Raw genomic sequence first — 18,233 nt, 5'->3', positions numbered from 1 at the left:
TCTAAAAATAGCAAAATATCCGAAAAGCATTGCACCGTAGTTTTACGTAATTTTGATGCAGTCAAAAAGGCAATTCCGAAAGCCAAAGTGTTAATTCATAGGATGGAATTTGGCAACATACTTCCTTTTTTTCTACATTTAATACCATACGAACTAAATTTTCGCTGATGAAAAAAGCAATACTACCATTATTACTGCTGATATTTTACATAAGTTTTGGACAAACTACCGATGCTAAAGACACTCAAAATACGATGGCAACGTCAGATACAAATGCTTTTAACGACGATTATCCAATTGCGGTAAAACCTGCGTTTAGTTATATGTCGAATATGAATGCTAGCGAAAGCATCCTTTTTGATGCAAAACCCGTAGTATATTATAGTATTATCAACAACATTCGTAAAAACATGCAAGAATATGATAATAAAGCAGGAAATGCTTTTTATGTTACGTTTCAACCGCATATTCGTATGTATGGAGAAACTTCAAAACCTGTAAAAACACCTTCGTATCGTATCTTATTTGGTTGGCAGCAAATGATAAAAACAAGTAGCAATAACTTTTTTGCTTGGGCAATTGAAAGCGGACATTATTCTAACGGACAATCTGGTTGCGCATTTTTGGCTGGAGAGGAAGATGAATCGATGGCATGTAATGATTTTCATGCGACAATTACGGATGATAGCAATCTGTCAGCATTACTCAATAGAACGAACGGAAATTTTTCAACAAATACTACAAAACTCTCTTTAAACTTTCGATTCAATGAATTGAACAAGCGCGATGAACCTCATAAAATCCATTCCTTTACGGCTTCTTGGGAATTGTATCACAATCGTTTTGTGGGATTGTTTGATTTTGGTGGTTATTCAGATTTTGATATCAGTATTTATGGTAGAAATCGCTTTGGGTTTTGTTATGAATACGAACATCAATGGAAACCGAAATTACGCTATGCCATTGAGCAAAAATTCGAAGTCATTCAAGGCGCACATGCTTCCGTAGAGCCTTTACGAAGCGAAACTTCATTTACTCTATATCCTTTTAATCGAGATATCGGATTTTTTGTAAGCTATATTTACGGACACGATAATTATAATTACCGCTTTGTAGATTCTGGAAATCAAATTGCTATTGGTGTAAGCTGGGACTGGTTTCAACCTTTTCAAATTAGCCGTGTGAAAAGTGAAGAGTTGTGAGTTATGAGCGAACAAATTGACAAATCAACAAATCAACAAAGAAACAAATTGACAAAAAAACAAATCAACAAATCAACAAATAAGAAGTTTACATGTTTATAAGTTGAATAGTTCAGTCTTTGAAACAAAATTAAAATAAGCAACCTTACCAAAACCCAAAACCCAAAACCCAACAAACTAACAACAAAAAGTGCATAACTTTCACAAATTGTTATTGTAATAGCGAGTTGAGTGTTTTATTTTTGGACTTAATTATGGAGCAAGACATTCAACATTATATTGCACAGCTAAATGATGCACAAAGAGCGCCTACAGTTCACAAAGATGGCGCATTGATGGTGATCGCTGGAGCAGGTTCTGGAAAAACAAGAGTACTTACGTATCGTATTGCGTATTTAATGAGTCAGGGCGTAGATTCATTCAATATTTTAGCCTTAACATTTACCAACAAAGCAGCACGTGAAATGAAAGAGCGTATTGCAAAAATTGTTGGTGGAAGTGAAGCTAAAAACCTATGGATGGGAACATTCCATTCGATTTTCGCAAAAATTTTACGCTTTGAAGCTGATAAATTGGGCTATCCAAGTAACTTTACGATCTATGATACGCAAGATTCCGAACGTTTGATTCGTTCCATTATCAAGGAAATGCAACTTGATAAAGATATCTACAAATACAAACAAGTACGTTCGCGAATTTCTTCTTTTAAGAATAGCTTAATTACCGTGCGTGCGTATTTTAATAATGCCGATTTAGTAGAAGCTGATGCGATGGCAAAACGGCCAAGAATGGGCGAAATCTATAAAGAATATGTAGATCGCTGTTTTAAAGCTGGTGCAATGGATTTTGATGATTTATTATTACGAACGAACGAATTATTAAACCGCTTTCCAGATGTTTTAGCCAAATACCAAAATCGTTTCCGCTATATTCTAGTGGATGAGTACCAAGATACAAACCATTCACAATATTTGATCGTAAAAGCGTTGGCAGATCGTTTTCAGAATATATGTGTCGTAGGTGATGATTCGCAAAGTATTTATGCGTTCCGTGGCGCCAATATCAACAACATTCTGAATTTTCAGCAAGATTATGACAATGTAGAAATGTATCGTTTGGAGCAAAATTACCGTTCCACCAAAAACATTGTAGAAGCAGCCAATTCAGTAATTGAACACAATAAAACACGTTTAGATAAAGTTGTTTGGACTGCCAACGATCCTGGACCAAAAATAAAAGTCAATCGTAGTGTTACCGATGGAGAAGAAGGCCGTTTTGTAGCAGGTTCTATTTTTGAAACAAAGATGCGCGAACAATTGCCAAATGGTGATTTTGCGATTTTATATCGTACCAATGCACAATCTAGAGCAATGGAAGATGCGTTGCGTAAGCGTGATATTCCGTATCGAATTTACGGAGGTTTATCGTTCTATCAACGTAAAGAAATCAAAGATGTATTGGCATATTTGCGTTTAATCGTAAATCCGAAAGATGAAGAAAGTTTAAAACGTGTCATCAATTATCCAGCACGTGGAATTGGGCAAACAACCATCGATAAACTGGTGGTAGCTGCCAAACATTACGGACGTTCGATGTTTGAAGTAATGGAAAATATTTCAAAAATTGATCTAAGAATAAATTCTGGAACGAAAACCAAACTAGAGAATTTTGTGGTAATGATCCGAAGTTTTCAAGTGATGAATGAAAGTACAAATGCATTTGAATTGACATCGCACATCACTAAAAAAACAGGTTTAGTTCAAGAATTGAAAAAGGATGGAACGCCAGAAGGAATTGCTCGTATTGAAAATATTGAAGAATTACTGAATGGTATCAAAGATTTTGTGGAAGGACAAATAGAAGTTGCAGATGCTACAGGTGCTTTGGCCGAATTCTTGGAAGATGTAGCGCTCGCAACCGATATGGATAATGACAAAGGAGATGACGATCGTGTTGCTTTGATGACGATTCACTTGGCAAAAGGATTGGAATTTCCACACGTATATATTGTGGGAATGGAAGAAGATTTATTTCCATCGGGCATGAGTATGAACACACGAAGCGAACTCGAAGAAGAACGCCGTTTGTTCTATGTGGCTTTAACCAGAGCCGAACAGCAAGCTTATTTGACATATACACAAAGTCGTTACCGTTGGGGAAAATTGGTCGATGCAGAACCAAGTCGTTTTATTGAAGAAATAGACGATAAATTCCTAGATTATATTACGCCAATAGATAGTTATCGTTTTAAACCGTTGGTAGACAAAGATATTTTTGGAGAGGTTGATAAGAGTAAATTGCGTCTGCAAAAACCAAAATCGGGTCGTCCGCCAGTTGTGGGAAGTCCAACACCAGAACAAGTTCGAAAGCTGCGTAAACTCAAACCTGAATCTTCGCAAAGTTCTCCACCAAGCGGAAGCTTATTAGATGAACGATTGGTTCCAGGAACTTTAGTAGAACATTCACGTTTTGGTCGCGGAGAAATTCTGCGTTTAGATGGAGTAGGAGCCGATAAAAAAGCAGAAATCAAATTTAAAGTAGGCGGAATTAAAAAGCTATTGCTACGTTTTGCCAAACTTAAAGTTGTAAAATAATATTTCATAAAAAAGCCGTTTCAACAGATATTGAAACGGCTTTTTATATTTCTTAAATACTCTAAAAAGTAAAAAAATTGCGTACTTATGATATCGTGAGTTCTTCAATCATTCGTTTAAAATACGGAAAGTAAATGCGTCCCCACATGGGTTTTTTATCAAAAAAGAATACTTCTTTCGTCTTTGCATCAATCACTACAGGAATGGCAAATCCTGCCCATTTTTTACCAGATTTCAGCTTTTTACAATAAGTTTTGGCTTGTTCTGTAATATTTTCTGCAATTAGAATATTGACGACACCAATAGCAGATTGCAAACCTCTGGGCCAACCTTTATAGTTTTTCTTACCGTAATTAAATGCTTCTTTTAAATGAGATTCAATTGTTTCAACGGTGATTGTTGCGTCTTTTAAATCACTTGCCACATAAAACGTATTGAGTTGTGTTACCATCCAACTCCAGCGAAATTGTTTGTCATATCCAATCACTGTTTGTTGCCTGAGAATGGTATCTTCAGCAAGCAATATATTCTTTGATAATAACCTCTTTTTTATAGATGTAAGACTCATATAGTGTGAATTATTCTTTTAAAAGTGTACCTAACAACTTCACCATTTCATCAAATTCATCTTTCTTGAAACCTGTGGAAGCGTAGACTATTTTGCCATTTTTTATAATATAATTTCGCGGAATATATTTAGTTGCAAAGTTGTTATAAATCGCTTTGGAAGCATCTGGATGCATTGCAAATGTCGTTTTAAAGTCTTTTTGAAACTTTTGAACTTTCGCCAAATCATCACCGCGTGCAAATCCGAACATGACAAAGTTTTCATTGCCTTTGTATTGCTGCCACACATCTTTTTCTAAATGTGGCATTTCTAGTTTGCATGGCGGACACCAATTGGCAAAAAAGTTAATAAATACAACCTTATCTTTATAATCGGACATTTTAATTTGCTTGCCATTTTCTACCGTAAAGACTAAGTTAGAAACGTCTTGTCCTTTTTTGGCAACATCGCCATCTTGCGCAAATCCGACAAGGAAAAAAAGACTAAACGCAATGGCAGTAATACATTTTAATCGCATTGTAAAGTTTGTTTTAATGTTCCTTTACAAGATATAGAAATATATTCTAAAAGTAAGGTTGTTCATTTAACTTTCATCCATAATAGACTGGCAGAACTCTTCAAAATTTTGCATTTTTATAGGATCAGATAATGTATCATTCATAAAAGCAGAACCATCATAAAACTCTTCAATTTTCCCAAAATAGTCAGAGGACGAATCACAGCATAAATAAATATTCCCTTTGTCTCCTCTTACTCCAATGTAAATCCAAGAGGCTAATTTTCCTCTTTCTTCGTCATACGGAGACCACAAAGTGATGTCATTAATGGTTTGACTAACACAATCAATTATTCCAAAAAAGCCATAGTCATCTCCTAGGTGAACAATTCCATTAGGAAAAGCCTTTAAAAATTCGATATAAGCATCTGGAATTTTAAGTTTATAATAATTCTGATCACATATTTCAGAATACATATTTCTGAAAACATCTTCAAAAAAGGCATGAAAATAGGTGCTTTCTTCAAATTTTCTACCGAGAACTGATTTCTTTCTCAATTCTTCTATTAGTTTTTCATTCATAATCAAGTTCTAATTTACATCCAAAAATCCTTCTAAACGATCGAAAGCACTTCCCCAACCATTGTAAATCCCCATTTTTTCTTGTTGACGGCAATATGCTTCAGTTTCATGAATCACATGGAACGTAAAGTGAGTTTTGTCACCATCTGCTTTAAACAACGCATGAATTTCAACATTTTCCGTCATTGGTTTAAAATCTGCAGTAAAAACGATCTTTTCTTGTGGAATGATCTCTTGGTAAATTCCTTCTGAAATAAATTGGTTTCCATCGGGCATTGGCATGCAAAATTTCCACTTTCCACCAGCGACAAAGTTATGTTCTACAATATCTAATTTCATTCCATTTGGTGCCCACCAAGAGGCAATATGTTCAGGTTGTGTCCAAGCTTCCCAAACGAGTGCTAAAGGTGCATTAAACGTTCTTTCAATAGTAATAGTACGGTTTTCAGGATAGTTCATCTTTGTTGTTTTTAGATTGTAATTCGTGTAAGTAGTTTTCAAAATTATCAAGTCGGTCTTCCCATAATTGCTTGTATTGATCAATCCATAAAAAAGCTGGAATTAATTTTTTGGGTTGAATCATACAAAAACGCTGTCTTCCTTGCTGTTCTATGCGAATGATTTCACATTCTTTCAAAATCTTTAAATGCTTTGAAATTGCAGGACGACTTACCTCAAACTTTTCCGCAATAGAATTAACGGTCAAAGTTTCTTGGGCTAACAGTTCAATAATATCTCTTCGAACTGGATCGGCAATGGCTTGAAAAACATCTCTTCTCATAATTTATGTAACTTTTCGGTTACAAATATATATGTAACTATTTGGTTACGCAATTTTTTTATCAATTTTTTTGAGAATTATAATTTGATAGGGAAGAAGTTGAAGGAATTAAAATTGTCAGATTGAGTGAGGAATCAACGATTTGTTGTATCTAGATTTAATTCAATTTTCAAGGTACTTCTCGATACTATTTTTCTTCATTGTATTCCAAAAAATCACTCGAAGTGATGTTTCATCTATTTCGATTTAATCTGAATTCCTGCCTACACAGGAATGACAGCTTCTATAGAATAATAATAGTAGTAGTTTAAGTCTAAGTAAGTCTAAGAAGTCTAACAGTTCTAAAAATCTAAAAAGTCTAAAAAACTACCGAACCATACACACAGAATTGATATTTCCATGAAAATCGTATTCTTTCACAGGATTGTCAGGATCCAGTATCCATTGGTTGTCTACAATAAATTTATATTGATGTTTTCCGCCAGAAAGTAATACAGAAAGTTTCCAGCCATAATCTGTTTTGGTCATTTTTAAACCATCTTTTGACCAATCATTAAAAGTTCCGGAAAGCAATACTTTTTTTGCGTTTTTATGACCGCGGAGTTTAAACGTATAATATGCTTTGACTTCAATTAACGAGTTGAATTCTCCAAATTCATTCGGTTTCTTATCAGGATTTGCTTCATCTTCAATCCAAATAGAATCTACAATGAACTTATATTCGTATACGCCAGGCTTCAGCTGTACAGTCAAATACCAACCATCTTGGACTTTTTTCATTTTAAACAGCTGTTCATTCCACTTATTGAACGAACCACTTACCACCACATTCTTTGCTTTGTGATAGCCTTTTAAGAAGAAAGTCGTATTGCCATCTTCCGAAATATGTGCCGTATACATTTTTAGGTTGTATACATGCAAATCAGAACCGTATTCATTTTTGGCATCTGTAATGTTTTCAATATCTCCTTCTGGCTCAGCCCAATAATGTTCGTTGATGACAAATTTGAATTCCCATGAAAATTCATCTGTAAAATCAGCCATTTTTTTACGGAATTCATATCGATTTTCATCAATCTTAGTCATGATCCATTTATCTTGTGACCAATTGTTGAATTCGCCTGCAACGGCAATCATTTCAATAGCTAGGTCTTTATCGTCAATAGATTTTCGATGTTGCGAAAGTCCGTGCGTCACTTCTTTATAATCACGTTTGTCAAACGTAAATACAACTTCATCACCTTCCACACGATATCCTTGCGTCTTTTTTTGCGCAAACATACTTGCCGAAATACACAAGCTTAGGAGAATGATGATATGTTTAATCGTTTGATTCACGGTCTAAATATAGGCGATTTGATGAAATATAACTTTTCTTTTTTATAATTAATAATGGTACGCTTGTATTTTAAAAACTCATATCCGAGCACGCCATCTACTGAAGTTCCGTACGCTTCTCTCATTTTCCGAAGATTGGTAACAATGGTATACATTGGTCCAACACCGATACGTTCGTTCAATCGGAAATCATACAATTTTCCTGCCAAGACACGAATCTTTTTATTTCCTGCGCCAACCATTGTCAAGCGTTTGATGGGACGGAATTTTTTGAGAATCTTTTGGTTGCTATTTTTATTCAGTTGATTGAATTCTGCACCAGTATCCAACGCAAACCGTACTTTTTGGTTATTGACAAAGCCTGAAACAACAATCGTATGCTTTTTTAAGTCAAAATCTAATGTATCTATAATTTCTTCGGCATATACTTTTTTATCGAGTTTATCTCCGTTTTTATCTACCAATGACAGTGTAATTTGGTTTAGATACAGATCGATAAACACTTCGTAATCCTTTAAAATATCGTAACCTATAATACCGAGCAAGTGCATTTTTTTGCTTCTTTCAATGTGTGAAAGATCAATAACATCAGACTTTCTATTTTTCAAACTAAAGTTGTGTAGGATAAACTCGCTGAGTTTTCGTTCATAGGGTTGATCTATGATGCGTGTGACGCCGGTCGTTTTTCCTTTTTTCTTGGTGAGTCGTTGTCCTTTCGGGAAATGATTTTTGTTTAAAACCAGTCGCTCCGAACCAGTATCGATGATAAAATCACCTTTTTGGTTTAGGAATTCGGCTTCTACGACAATCAATTGATCAATAACTTTAAAAGGAATACGCGCGGTATACTGATTGAGAAACTCTGCTTTTGGAAACAGAATTTCAATAGGATTTTCTTCTTCATTTGCCCAAATAAAATTTAAACTAAAAAAGAAAACCAACGTGATAAAGATTCGTTTTCGCATGGTATTTTGATTGATGACTTATAAATATAGACGATCTCTTTGAAGATTTGTTGCAGTTTAAGGAAGATTTAATAGTGTTTTTGATACCTAAAAAGTCAGATCGAGTGAGATTTCAAAGAAATCTTGTATCGAGAGCTGCTAGGAATTTCAGAGTACTTCTCGATACAATTTTTCTTCATTTTATTTTGAAAAATCACTCGAAGAGATGCTGAGAGTAACTTAACATTTCGACTGTGGAAAATATAACACACAGAATAACAACAAAAACATTCGTGAATTCGTGACAAAAAGAAAGAAAACCAATTGTGAATTTAGAAGCAAATTATTTCGTCATACTTCCTCATAATGCCGTAAATAATAATTTAAAATTAATAATTCAACATTTCAATTACACTCAATATGCCACAAAAGGAACAACAACAAATACATTCTTGAATTCGTGACAAAGAAAAATCCGATACGTCATAGCGAATGCAATGAAGCTATCTGTTATTCTAGAAACAGATCACTTTGTCATACTTCCTCGTGATGACGTAAAAAAGCAATTCAACATTTAACATTCAAAACTTAAAAAACCTTCTTCCGAAACGCAGTAGGCGTGACACCTTTTATTTCTTTAAACTTCCGATTAAAGTTTGACACATTAAAGAATCCGCAATGGTACGCAATGTCTGCAATAGACAATGGTGTAGCATTGGTCAAAAACTTACAAGCGTTTTCAATTCTTACTTCGGTTAAAAACTTAAAAAAGGTTTTATTGGTACGTTGTTTAAAGTATTTGCAAAAGGCATTTGGCGTCATATTGGCAATCGTAGCCACATCTTCCAAGATAATTTTCTGATCAAAATTATTCATCACAAATTCAAAAACAGCACTCATGCGTTTTCCTTCATCGTCCGTATAGTTTTTGGTATTGATAAAAGAGGAAACAGTCTCATAATCCGATTGTGTCAAAATAGAAAGTATCTCAAAAAAAGTTGAAAACTGTTGCATCGTATGCTGTTGTACAATATTTGTAAATAATAACTCTAGATAGCTTTGATGCTCAGTAAATTTCACTCCAAAGTTAGCATCACTCAATAGTTGTTGTGCTTTTTGAAGTTTTGGAACCTCAAAAAATCCTTCCCCAAAACTATCATTTGTAAAGAATAAAGAAATCATATAGGAATCCTCATCAGTTTCCGAATCAGTTCTAAATACATGCGGCACATTACTTCCAAACAAAATAATATCATTGGATTGAAAATCACGAATAGTGTCTCCCACAATGAAAGTGCCTCTTCCCGAAATAATATACGAAAGCTGAATTTCTTCATGTTGATGCAGTTGCTCGTAAAACGTACGTCCACGATCTTGCTGAACGATTAAAATATCGCTTTCTGCTTTTGGTATTTTAAAAGGTAGAATCTTCATCTTTCGATTACAAATTTGCAAAAATTATTCTAATAAAGTGTTTTTAAATAAAAAATAGGATAAAATAGTATTAAAAATGGATAATATCTACCATTCTTAAGCTCAAGAAGAAAAGTACTTTTACACCAACCAAAATTAGAGTTATAATAACCAAAACAAAACTTATGACAATTAATTGGAAAGGCGTAATGCCAGCCGTTACCACAAAGTTTACAGAAAATGATCAACTCGATTTAAACATGTTTGCTGTAAACATTGCAGCACAATTAGATGCTGGAGTGCATGGAATTATTCTTGGAGGAACTTTAGGAGAAGCTAGCACATTGACGAATGATGAAAAACGAATTTTAGTCAGAGAAACTGTAAAAATTGTAGCAGGAAAAGTTCCTGTAATTATAAACATAGCTGAGCAAGCTACGACTACTGCAAAAGAAGTTGCAAAACAAGCAAAAGAAGATGGCGCTAGTGGTTTAATGGTACTTCCTCCAATGCGCTACAAAGCAGATGGAAGAGAAACAGTTGCATACTTTAAAGCGATTGCTCATAGTACTGATTTACCAATTATGATTTACAATAATCCTGTAGATTATGGCATTGAAGTGACCTTAGATATGTTTGACGAATTACTAGAAGAATGTCCAAATATTCAAGCGGTGAAAGAATCGACACGTGATATCTCAAACATTACACGTATCAAAAAACGTTTTGGCGATCGATTGGCTATTTTATCAGGCGTAGATACACTGGCTTTAGAAAGTTTATTAATGGGCGCAGATGGTTGGGTTGCAGGTTTAGTATGTGCATTTCCAGCAGAAACTGTCGCTATTTATGCTTTAGCAAAAGCTGGAAAAATTGACGAAGCTGTCGAATTGTATCGTTGGTTTTTACCATTATTGGAATTAGATATCAACACCAAGTTGGTACAAAATATAAAACTGGCTGAAGTAGCTACGGGAATAGGAACGGAACAAGTACGCGAACCAAGATTGCCTTTATTTGGAGAAGAAAGAGCGCATGTTCTTGAAGTGATACGAAAAGGACTAGAAGAACGTCCAAAATTACCAGAGTATAAACAGTATTTGTAGAAAAATTAAAATGAGTGCTAAACTGTAACAGCAGTACAAATATCATAAAAAGTTGAATAGTTAACTGTTACTCCAAGGTTCATTTTTTAGCGAAGTGTTGAGTCAAATCCGTTACAAATTTCTAAAGCCTTGGTAGAAATTTAGGATTTGAGTCACACTTTTAGTATTTTCAAAAAAGTACATTTTCTTTACTAAAGAGAAACACAAAACACAACGCATGATCACAGGAAAAAACTATATCGGAAACTCGCTTTCTGGCAAAGGAACGATTACCTACAAAACCTATAATCCGAAAAGTAATTCGGAAAACGAAACGACTTTTACAGAAGCAACTGCGGAAGAAATTGAAGAAGCTGTCAATTTAGCTTCGGAAGCTTTTAAAGAATTTCAAACCATTTCTGGACCCAAGAAAGCAGCATTTTTGAATGCAATTGCAGACGAAATTTTGGCATTAGATGATGAATTAGTACAAACGTATATGTCTGAAAGCGGATTACCAGAAGGACGCGCCAAAGGTGAACGTGGAAGAACTATTGGACAGTTGCGAACTTTTGCAGCATTGGTTGAAGAAGGTTCGTGGGTAGAAGCACGCATTGATCCTGCACAACCCAATCGAGAACCAAGACCAAGAGTAGATGTACGAAAAATGTTAGTGCCTATTGGACCAATTGTAGTTTTTGGTGCGAGTAATTTTCCATTAGCATATTCTACAGCTGGTGGCGATACGGCTTCGGCACTAGCTTCTGGTTGTCCAGTTATTGTAAAATCGCATCCTATGCACGCAGGAACAGGTGAATTGGTCGCTTCTGCGATTCAAAAAGCAGCAGAGAAAACAGACATGCCAAACGGCGTATTTTCAAACTTGAATAGTAGCGGAATTGAAGTCGGACAACAATTAGTAGCACATCCAAAAGTAAAAGGAGTTGGATTTACAGGAAGTATTCGCGGTGGACGCGCATTGTTAGATTTAGCAGCCAAACGTCCAGAGCCAATTCCTGTATTTGCAGAAATGGGAAGCATTAATCCTGTTGTATTCTTACCAAAATCATTGGAAACAAAAGCGGAAACTTGGGCAAAAACTTACGCAGGTTCTATCACTTTAGGAACGGGACAATTCTGTACCAATCCAGGATTGATTTTAGGAATAAAAAGCGAAGGTCTTACAAGTTTTATTGATACTTTATCAAACGAAATTATACAGATTGCACCCAAATGTATGTTGCATCCTAACATTCATGCAGCGTACACGAATAATAAACTGCAAGCACTAGATCAAAATAATGTAATAACTGTTGCAGCAATCACAGAAACAGTCACAGAAAACTATGCGCAGCAAGCTGTTGCAACTGTTGACGGAAAAACATTTTTAGAAAATAAAACCTTGCATGAAGAAGTGTTCGGACCATTTTCGCTAGTAGTTCAATGTGAAAATGCGGCTGAGCTGGAAGAAATTATTGCCAATTTGGAAGGACAGTTAACTGGAACGATCATTTCTGAGGAAAATGAAGTTTCTAGTTATGAAAGTGTTGTGCAAGCATTGGCAAGCAGAGTTGGACGTATTATTTTTAATGGTGTTCCTACAGGTGTGGAAGTAGTGCCTGCCATGTTACACGGCGGACCATATCCTGCATCGACAGACAGTCGTTTTACGGCAGTTGGTAGAGATGCCATCAAACGTTGGGTACGACCATTTAGCTATCAAGATTGGCCAAATGAACTCTTGCCAGACGAATTGAAAAACGAAAACCCTTTGGGAATTCTTCGTTTGGTAAACGATCAAGAAACAACGGATAAACTCTAATCTATGAAAATCATCAAACTTTTTGGATTATTAGTATTGTTGCATTTCGTAGCTTGTAAAAAGACTTCATTAAATACTAATAACAGTACTCAATTACAGTCATTAATTCAAGAATATGAACATCCCAGAGTATATGATTTTAAAATAAACGAATCTGTAGAAAGAACCATTCAATATTACCAAAATGAAGCTGACTTTGCATCAGATTTAAAAGAAAAACTAGCAGCAATTTCTGAAAATGGACTCTCTGAAACTGATAAAATTTCTAAAGAATTGCTGTTGTTTGTTTTACAAGATAAAATAGATTACAACACTTATAAATCGTACCTAAACCCTATTACAAATGAAATAGCTTTTCACTTAAACTTAGGCGAAATGGGGAATAGAGTTTTAGAAAATAAGGATGATATACATGCGTATTTGTCAGATTTAGATAGTTTGCCACTTTCGATAGATTACAATATAAACCTACTGAAAGCAGGAATTGAAGAAGGTATATCGCAGCCCAAAGCTGTTTTCTATGAATATGAAAATACGTATGACAAACATATTGTTGCAGATGTAACTAAAAGCGAATTTTATAAACCTTTTCGTCAATTACCAACATCACTTTCCACAGAAGAAAAAGATAGTATTATTAGTATAGCAAAAGCCAGTGTTCAAAAAAATGCAATCAATCAATATAAAAAAATTAAAACCTTTTTTGAGGAAGACTATTTTTTAAATACAAGAAAAGGTTTAGGTGTCGATACCACACCAAATGGAACCGAATTTTATCAAAATAGAATCAATTATTATACTACAAGTACAGAGTATACGGCAGAAGATATCCATAATATTGGATTAAAAGAAGTCGCTAGAATAAAAGCAGAAATGCAAAAAATTATTGATGAATTGGGTTTTAAAGGTTCTTTTGCAGATTTCTTACAATTTCTAAGAACCGATGAACAATTCTATGCAAAAACGCCAAAAGAATTATTAATGTTTGCTAGAGATATTGCCAAAAGAATAGATGCTGAATTGCCAAAATTCTTTAAAACATTACCTAGAAAACCGTATGGTGTAGTTCCTGTACCAGCTGCAATTGCACCAAATTATACAGGTGGACGTTATTCTCCTTCACAAAGTGAAACGACAGCAGGATTTTATTGGGTAAATACTTATAATCTGCCAAGTAGAACCTTATATACAATTCCAGCTTTAACGGCGCATGAAGCAGTTCCTGGACATCATTTACAAATATCTTTGAATAATGAATTGCCAGAAACAATTCCACAATTTAGGCGCAATTTATATTTGTCTGCTTATGGTGAAGGTTGGGGATTGTACGCAGAGTATTTAGTTGACGAAATGAATATTTATACAACCAAGTATGAAAAATTTGGTCAGTTAACCTATGAAATGTGGCGCGCTTGCAGATTGGTAGTAGATACAGGAATTCATGCAAAAGGTTGGACACGTCAACAAGTCATTGATTATATGGCTGCAAATACTGCATTGTCAATACATGAAGTAACCACTGAAACAGATCGATATATTTCTTGGCCTGGACAAGCATTATCGTATAAAATGGGCGAACTCAAGATAAGAGAAATGCGTAAAAAAGCAGCTTCTGAATTGGGAGATAAATTTGATATTAGAGAGTTTCATGAAGTAATTTTAGAAGAAGGAACGGTTACCTTATCAATTTTAGAATCTAGAATAGAAAACTATATAGCAAAAAAGCAGCATGAGTAGAAAGACTTTTTTTTGTATTGATGCACATACGTGTGGAAATCCTGTACGTGTTGTAGCTGGTGGCGGACCAAATTTGATTGGTGCCAATATGAGTGAAAAGCGTCAGCATTTTTTGAAAGAATTCGATTGGATTCGAAAAGGACTAATGTTTGAACCACGCGGACATGATATGATGAGCGGAAGCATTCTATTTCCACCAAGCAATCCTAAAAATGATGTTGGAATTCTGTTTATAGAAACTTCGGGCTGTTTGCCTATGTGTGGACACGGAACTATTGGAACAATTACGATTGCCATAGAAGAAGGTTTGATTACTCCAAAAACAGCAGGGAAAATCAAAATGGAAGCACCTGCAGGTTTGGTTGAAATTGAATACCAACAAACTGGTAAGAAAGTAGATTGGGTTCGATTGACGAATGTAAAAAGCTATTTAGCAGCAGAAAACTTAACAGTAGATTGTCCCGAATTAGGCGAAATTACCTTTGATGTCGCTTACGGCGGAAATTACTATGCCATTGTAGATCCGCAAGAAAATTTTTCCGGAATTCATGATTTTACAGCGAGTAAGATCATTCAATATTCACAAGTAGTTCGCGATCGTATTAATTCAACATATCCGAATCAATTTGTACATCCAGAAAATGATACTATTCGCGATGTTTCGCATATGCTGTGGACCGGAAATCCGCTAGATGAAACTTCTTCGGGAAGAAATGCAGTTTTTTATGGAGACAAAGCCATTGATAGAAGTCCTTGTGGAACAGGAACTTCGGCGCGAATGGCACAATTGCATGCTAAAGGAAAGTTGAAAGTTGGGTCAGCATTTATTCATGAAAGTTATATAGGTTCAAAATTTATTGGTCGCATCGTTGAAGAAACTGTTTTGGATGGAAAATCTGCCATTGTTCCAAGCATTCAAGGTTGGGCAAAAGTGTATGGATATAATACCATCATTATTGATGAGGAAGATGATCCGTATGCACATGGTTTTCAGGTGATTTGAGAATAGTATTAGGCACGAGTTAGAAACTCGCGCTAATCAAGATTATATTTAGAAACGTCATTACGAGGAAGTATGACGAAGTAATCTGTTTGTTAAGAGACAGATTGGCACGAGTTCGAAACTCGCGCCAACCAGAAATCTAAGAAGTCTAAAAAAACTAAATAAATTGAAAAAAGAAGTAGTAATTATTGGTGGTGGAATTATTGGACTTTGTTGTGCATATTATTTGCAACAAGATGGCCATCAAGTGACTATTGTAGATAAAAGCGATATTTCTAGCGGCGCTTCTTTTGTGAATGCTGGATATATTACGCCAAGTCATATTATTCCATTAGCTGCTCCAGGAATGATTACCAAAGGGTTAAAATGGATGCTCAACTCTTCGAGTCCATTTTATGTAAAACCACGATTGGATGCTGATTTTTTGAAATGGTCGTGGTTGTTTAAAAAATCTGCTACAGCGAAACATGTAGAACGCTCAATTCCTATTATCAAAGATATCAATTTGTTAAGTCGTGAATTATATACGGAAATGAAAAAATCGAATGATTTTGATTTTCATTACGAACGAAAAGGATTGCTGATGTGTTATCAAACCGATAAGGAAGGCGAAGCAGAGTGGAAAATGGGACAACGTGCTATTGATGAAGGTTTGAATGTTCAAAATTTAACAAAAGAAGGGGTAAAGAAGTTAGAACCGAATGTTGATTTTAATATCAAAGGTGCCGTATATTTTGATTCAGATGCACATATGACACCAACCGATTTTATGCCACAAATGATCACGCTGTTGCGACAAAAAGGTGTACAGTTTTATACGAATGCAGCAATTACCGATCTACACTTTGTAGATGGTAAAATAATCTCTGTACAGACTTCAAAGCGTACACTAAAAGCAGACGAATTCATACTTTCGGCAGGTTCATGGAGTTCAACTTTGGCAAAAAAGTTACGCATACGACTTCCGCTTCAAGCGGGAAAAGGCTACCGAATAGACGTTAAAGAGCACACAGGAATTACCATGCCCGCAATTTTAGCAGAAGCCAAAGTTGCCGTAACGCCGATGCAAGGTTTTACACGATTTGCTGGAACAATGGAAATAGGAGGAATTAACCATAAAATAAATACTACACGCGTCAAAGCTATTGCGAAAGCGGCAGAAACCTTTTATAACGGATTGGAAATTCCATCAAACGCTATTAAAAATGCTGCTTGCGGATTGCGTCCGTGTTCGCCAGATGGTTTACCATATATCGGAAAAACTAAAAATTACAAGAATCTCACTATTGCTACAGGTCACGCCATGATGGGTTGGAGTTTAGGTCCAGCCACGGGAAAATTGGTCAGTGAATTAATAGGAGAGAAGGCAACTTCTATGTCTTTGGAGGGTTTTGAAGTGGAAAGATTTAACTCGTAGATTTGCTTTGCTCTTAGACAATTTCTCGCGCTGACGAGAATCTTTAGACTCACTTACGCTTTTAGATGACTAGTATTATATGACTTTGTTACGCTCTAGAGTTATTGAGAATTTCTATGCTTTAATAAGTTAAAGCTTAATGATATGTCTAAGGTATTCGACTTCCAATTCACTATTCACATAAATTTTTGTGCTCTTTATTCTGTCTTGTGAATCGTAGGTATAGAATTCTTCATAAGTCGCAGGCATTTTGGCTGAGTATATCGTAGAATTCAGAAATATTTTGAGTGAAAGATTACTGTTGGTAAGCACTTCCATTTTTTGGAGTTTATTATCTACATAAGTGAATGTAGCATTTCTGTAATAGTTGTTTTGTTTGACATTTATTTTAGCCAACAATCCTTTTTTATTGTAATCATAGTCACTAACTGTCCAATGCTTTTTAGATTCACTAAATACAGAATCTTTGATCATTTTCCCTTCTTTATTATACATAAAATTTGATTTATATAAATAATGCTTTTCATTACTATTTGCATACTTTACGTATTCTAATTTTTTGATAATTTGCGATTTATCGTTGTATATGTATTCAATATATGTTCCATACTCAGGTTTTTCACCAGTGTGCATATAGATTAAATTTCCTTTTTTGTCATATTTAAAATGCTGTCCAGAAATCAATTGATTCCCATTGTATATACCTTTTGAAGTACATTTATTTTTCGTGTATTTAAATTCTGTAAATGAATGATTTGACGTATCGTTATTTTTAATTCTATATCCTTTAATTTCCCTGAGTTTACCAGCAGTATTGTAATTTAAAATTGAATGCCTCACGCTTTTAGGGCGCTTACTATAAAAAAGAGTTGTGTGTATCTTTTTCCCTTTTCGATTATATTTTTTCTTTGAGGTATATTCTATTTTATTATGAAAATATGCTCTTTTTTCAACTTCATTTCCATGTCTGTCATAAAATGCAACATGAATTGTATCTTCTTTAAAATTATAAATTTTCTTTTTAGCTATGTAAATAAATTTTTCGGAATGTAGATTGGTTATTTTTTTATACTTATTCAATAAATGGAAAGGATCTGGCTCTAGAAAACGTAATTCACTAGTTGTTTTTTGAGCTATTCCTACATGAAAAATACAACAGAATAATAATAAGATATAGTTACGAAACATTATAGCTTGATTTAGATCGCATAAAAGTAGTAATAAAACTTAAAACGATACGTAACACTAGCT

At 34.7% G+C, this 18,233-nt stretch carries 16 protein-coding genes; 7 read left to right on the top strand and 9 right to left on the bottom strand.

From position 1 onward, the window contains the following. Positions 1–167 precede the first annotated feature (167 nt). Together Q0845_RS18940 and Q0845_RS18935 are read left to right on the top strand one after the other, a co-directional pair. Complete coding sequence (locus Q0845_RS18940; RefSeq protein WP_298516573.1) at positions 168–1,202, top strand: hypothetical protein; 1,035 nt, start codon at positions 168–170, stop codon at positions 1,200–1,202. A gap of 254 nt (positions 1,203–1,456) precedes the next feature. Further along, a complete protein-coding gene (locus Q0845_RS18935) occupies positions 1,457–3,796 on the top strand; it encodes an ATP-dependent helicase (RefSeq protein WP_298516572.1) in 2,340 nt (779 codons plus the stop codon). A gap of 85 nt (positions 3,797–3,881) precedes the next feature. Here the strand turns inward: Q0845_RS18935 and Q0845_RS18930 are convergent, their stop codons facing one another. The 8 genes from Q0845_RS18930 to Q0845_RS18895 all read right to left on the bottom strand — a co-directional run bounded on the left by Q0845_RS18930 (position 3,882) and on the right by Q0845_RS18895 (position 9,939). Continuing rightward, on the bottom strand, positions 3,882–4,364 hold the full coding sequence (locus tag Q0845_RS18930) for a hypothetical protein (RefSeq protein WP_298516570.1): 483 nt from the start codon (positions 4,362–4,364) through the stop codon (positions 3,882–3,884). Positions 4,365–4,374: 10 nt separating this feature from the next. Further along, positions 4,375–4,881, bottom strand: coding sequence for a TlpA disulfide reductase family protein (locus Q0845_RS18925; protein WP_298516567.1), 507 nt, complete (start codon positions 4,879–4,881; stop codon positions 4,375–4,377). Between the two features lie 66 nt (positions 4,882–4,947). Further along, the gene (locus Q0845_RS18920) at positions 4,948–5,442 is read right to left on the bottom strand and encodes a hypothetical protein (protein WP_298516565.1); all 495 of its coding nucleotides are present in this window, start codon (positions 5,440–5,442) and stop codon (positions 4,948–4,950) included. 9 nt (positions 5,443–5,451) lie between these two features. Beyond that, positions 5,452–5,901: an SRPBCC domain-containing protein gene (locus Q0845_RS18915; RefSeq protein WP_298516563.1), complete on the bottom strand. Its 450-nt coding sequence runs from the start codon at positions 5,899–5,901 to the stop codon at positions 5,452–5,454. Next, positions 5,888–6,223: a helix-turn-helix transcriptional regulator gene (locus tag Q0845_RS18910; RefSeq protein ID WP_298516559.1), complete on the bottom strand. Its 336-nt coding sequence runs from the start codon at positions 6,221–6,223 to the stop codon at positions 5,888–5,890. Before Q0845_RS18910 ends, Q0845_RS18915 begins: the two co-directional genes overlap by 14 nt. 366 nt (positions 6,224–6,589) lie before the next feature. Beyond that, entirely contained in the window at positions 6,590–7,561 is a 972-nt protein-coding gene (locus Q0845_RS18905; RefSeq protein ID WP_298516557.1) for a hypothetical protein, read from the bottom strand. Next, entirely contained in the window at positions 7,558–8,526 is a 969-nt protein-coding gene (locus Q0845_RS18900) for a pepsin/retropepsin-like aspartic protease family protein (RefSeq protein ID WP_298516555.1), read from the bottom strand. Before Q0845_RS18900 ends, Q0845_RS18905 begins: the two co-directional genes overlap by 4 nt. 567 nt (positions 8,527–9,093) lie before the next feature. Continuing rightward, a complete protein-coding gene (locus Q0845_RS18895; protein ID WP_298516553.1) occupies positions 9,094–9,939 on the bottom strand; it encodes an AraC family transcriptional regulator in 846 nt (281 codons plus the stop codon). Positions 9,940–10,103: 164 nt separating this feature from the next. Between Q0845_RS18895 and Q0845_RS18890 the strand changes: the two genes are divergently transcribed. From Q0845_RS18890 to Q0845_RS18870, 5 genes are all read left to right on the top strand, one after another. Then, a complete protein-coding gene (locus tag Q0845_RS18890; RefSeq protein WP_298516551.1) occupies positions 10,104–11,024 on the top strand; it encodes a dihydrodipicolinate synthase family protein in 921 nt (306 codons plus the stop codon). Positions 11,025–11,241: 217 nt separating this feature from the next. Next, complete coding sequence (locus tag Q0845_RS18885; protein ID WP_298516549.1) at positions 11,242–12,825, top strand: aldehyde dehydrogenase (NADP(+)); 1,584 nt, start codon at positions 11,242–11,244, stop codon at positions 12,823–12,825. Between the two features lie 3 nt (positions 12,826–12,828). Continuing rightward, a complete protein-coding gene (locus Q0845_RS18880; RefSeq protein WP_298516547.1) occupies positions 12,829–14,562 on the top strand; it encodes a DUF885 family protein in 1,734 nt (577 codons plus the stop codon). Next, the gene (locus Q0845_RS18875) at positions 14,555–15,565 is read left to right on the top strand and encodes a 4-hydroxyproline epimerase (protein WP_298516545.1); all 1,011 of its coding nucleotides are present in this window, start codon (positions 14,555–14,557) and stop codon (positions 15,563–15,565) included. Before Q0845_RS18880 ends, Q0845_RS18875 begins: the two co-directional genes overlap by 8 nt. A gap of 85 nt (positions 15,566–15,650) precedes the next feature. Continuing rightward, on the top strand, positions 15,651–16,982 hold the full coding sequence (locus Q0845_RS18870) for an NAD(P)/FAD-dependent oxidoreductase (protein ID WP_367180685.1): 1,332 nt from the start codon (positions 15,651–15,653) through the stop codon (positions 16,980–16,982). 129 nt (positions 16,983–17,111) lie between these two features. Here the strand turns inward: Q0845_RS18870 and Q0845_RS18865 are convergent, their stop codons facing one another. After that, positions 17,112–18,170: a hypothetical protein gene (locus Q0845_RS18865; protein WP_298516543.1), complete on the bottom strand. Its 1,059-nt coding sequence runs from the start codon at positions 18,168–18,170 to the stop codon at positions 17,112–17,114. Positions 18,171–18,233 lie beyond the last annotated feature (63 nt).

This window comes from uncultured Kordia sp. (genome assembly GCF_947489565.1).
Classification (GTDB): Bacteria; Bacteroidota; Bacteroidia; order Flavobacteriales; family Flavobacteriaceae; genus Kordia.
Note: the sequence above shows the minus strand (reverse complement) of the source record. Positions and strands in the feature narration are given on the sequence as shown.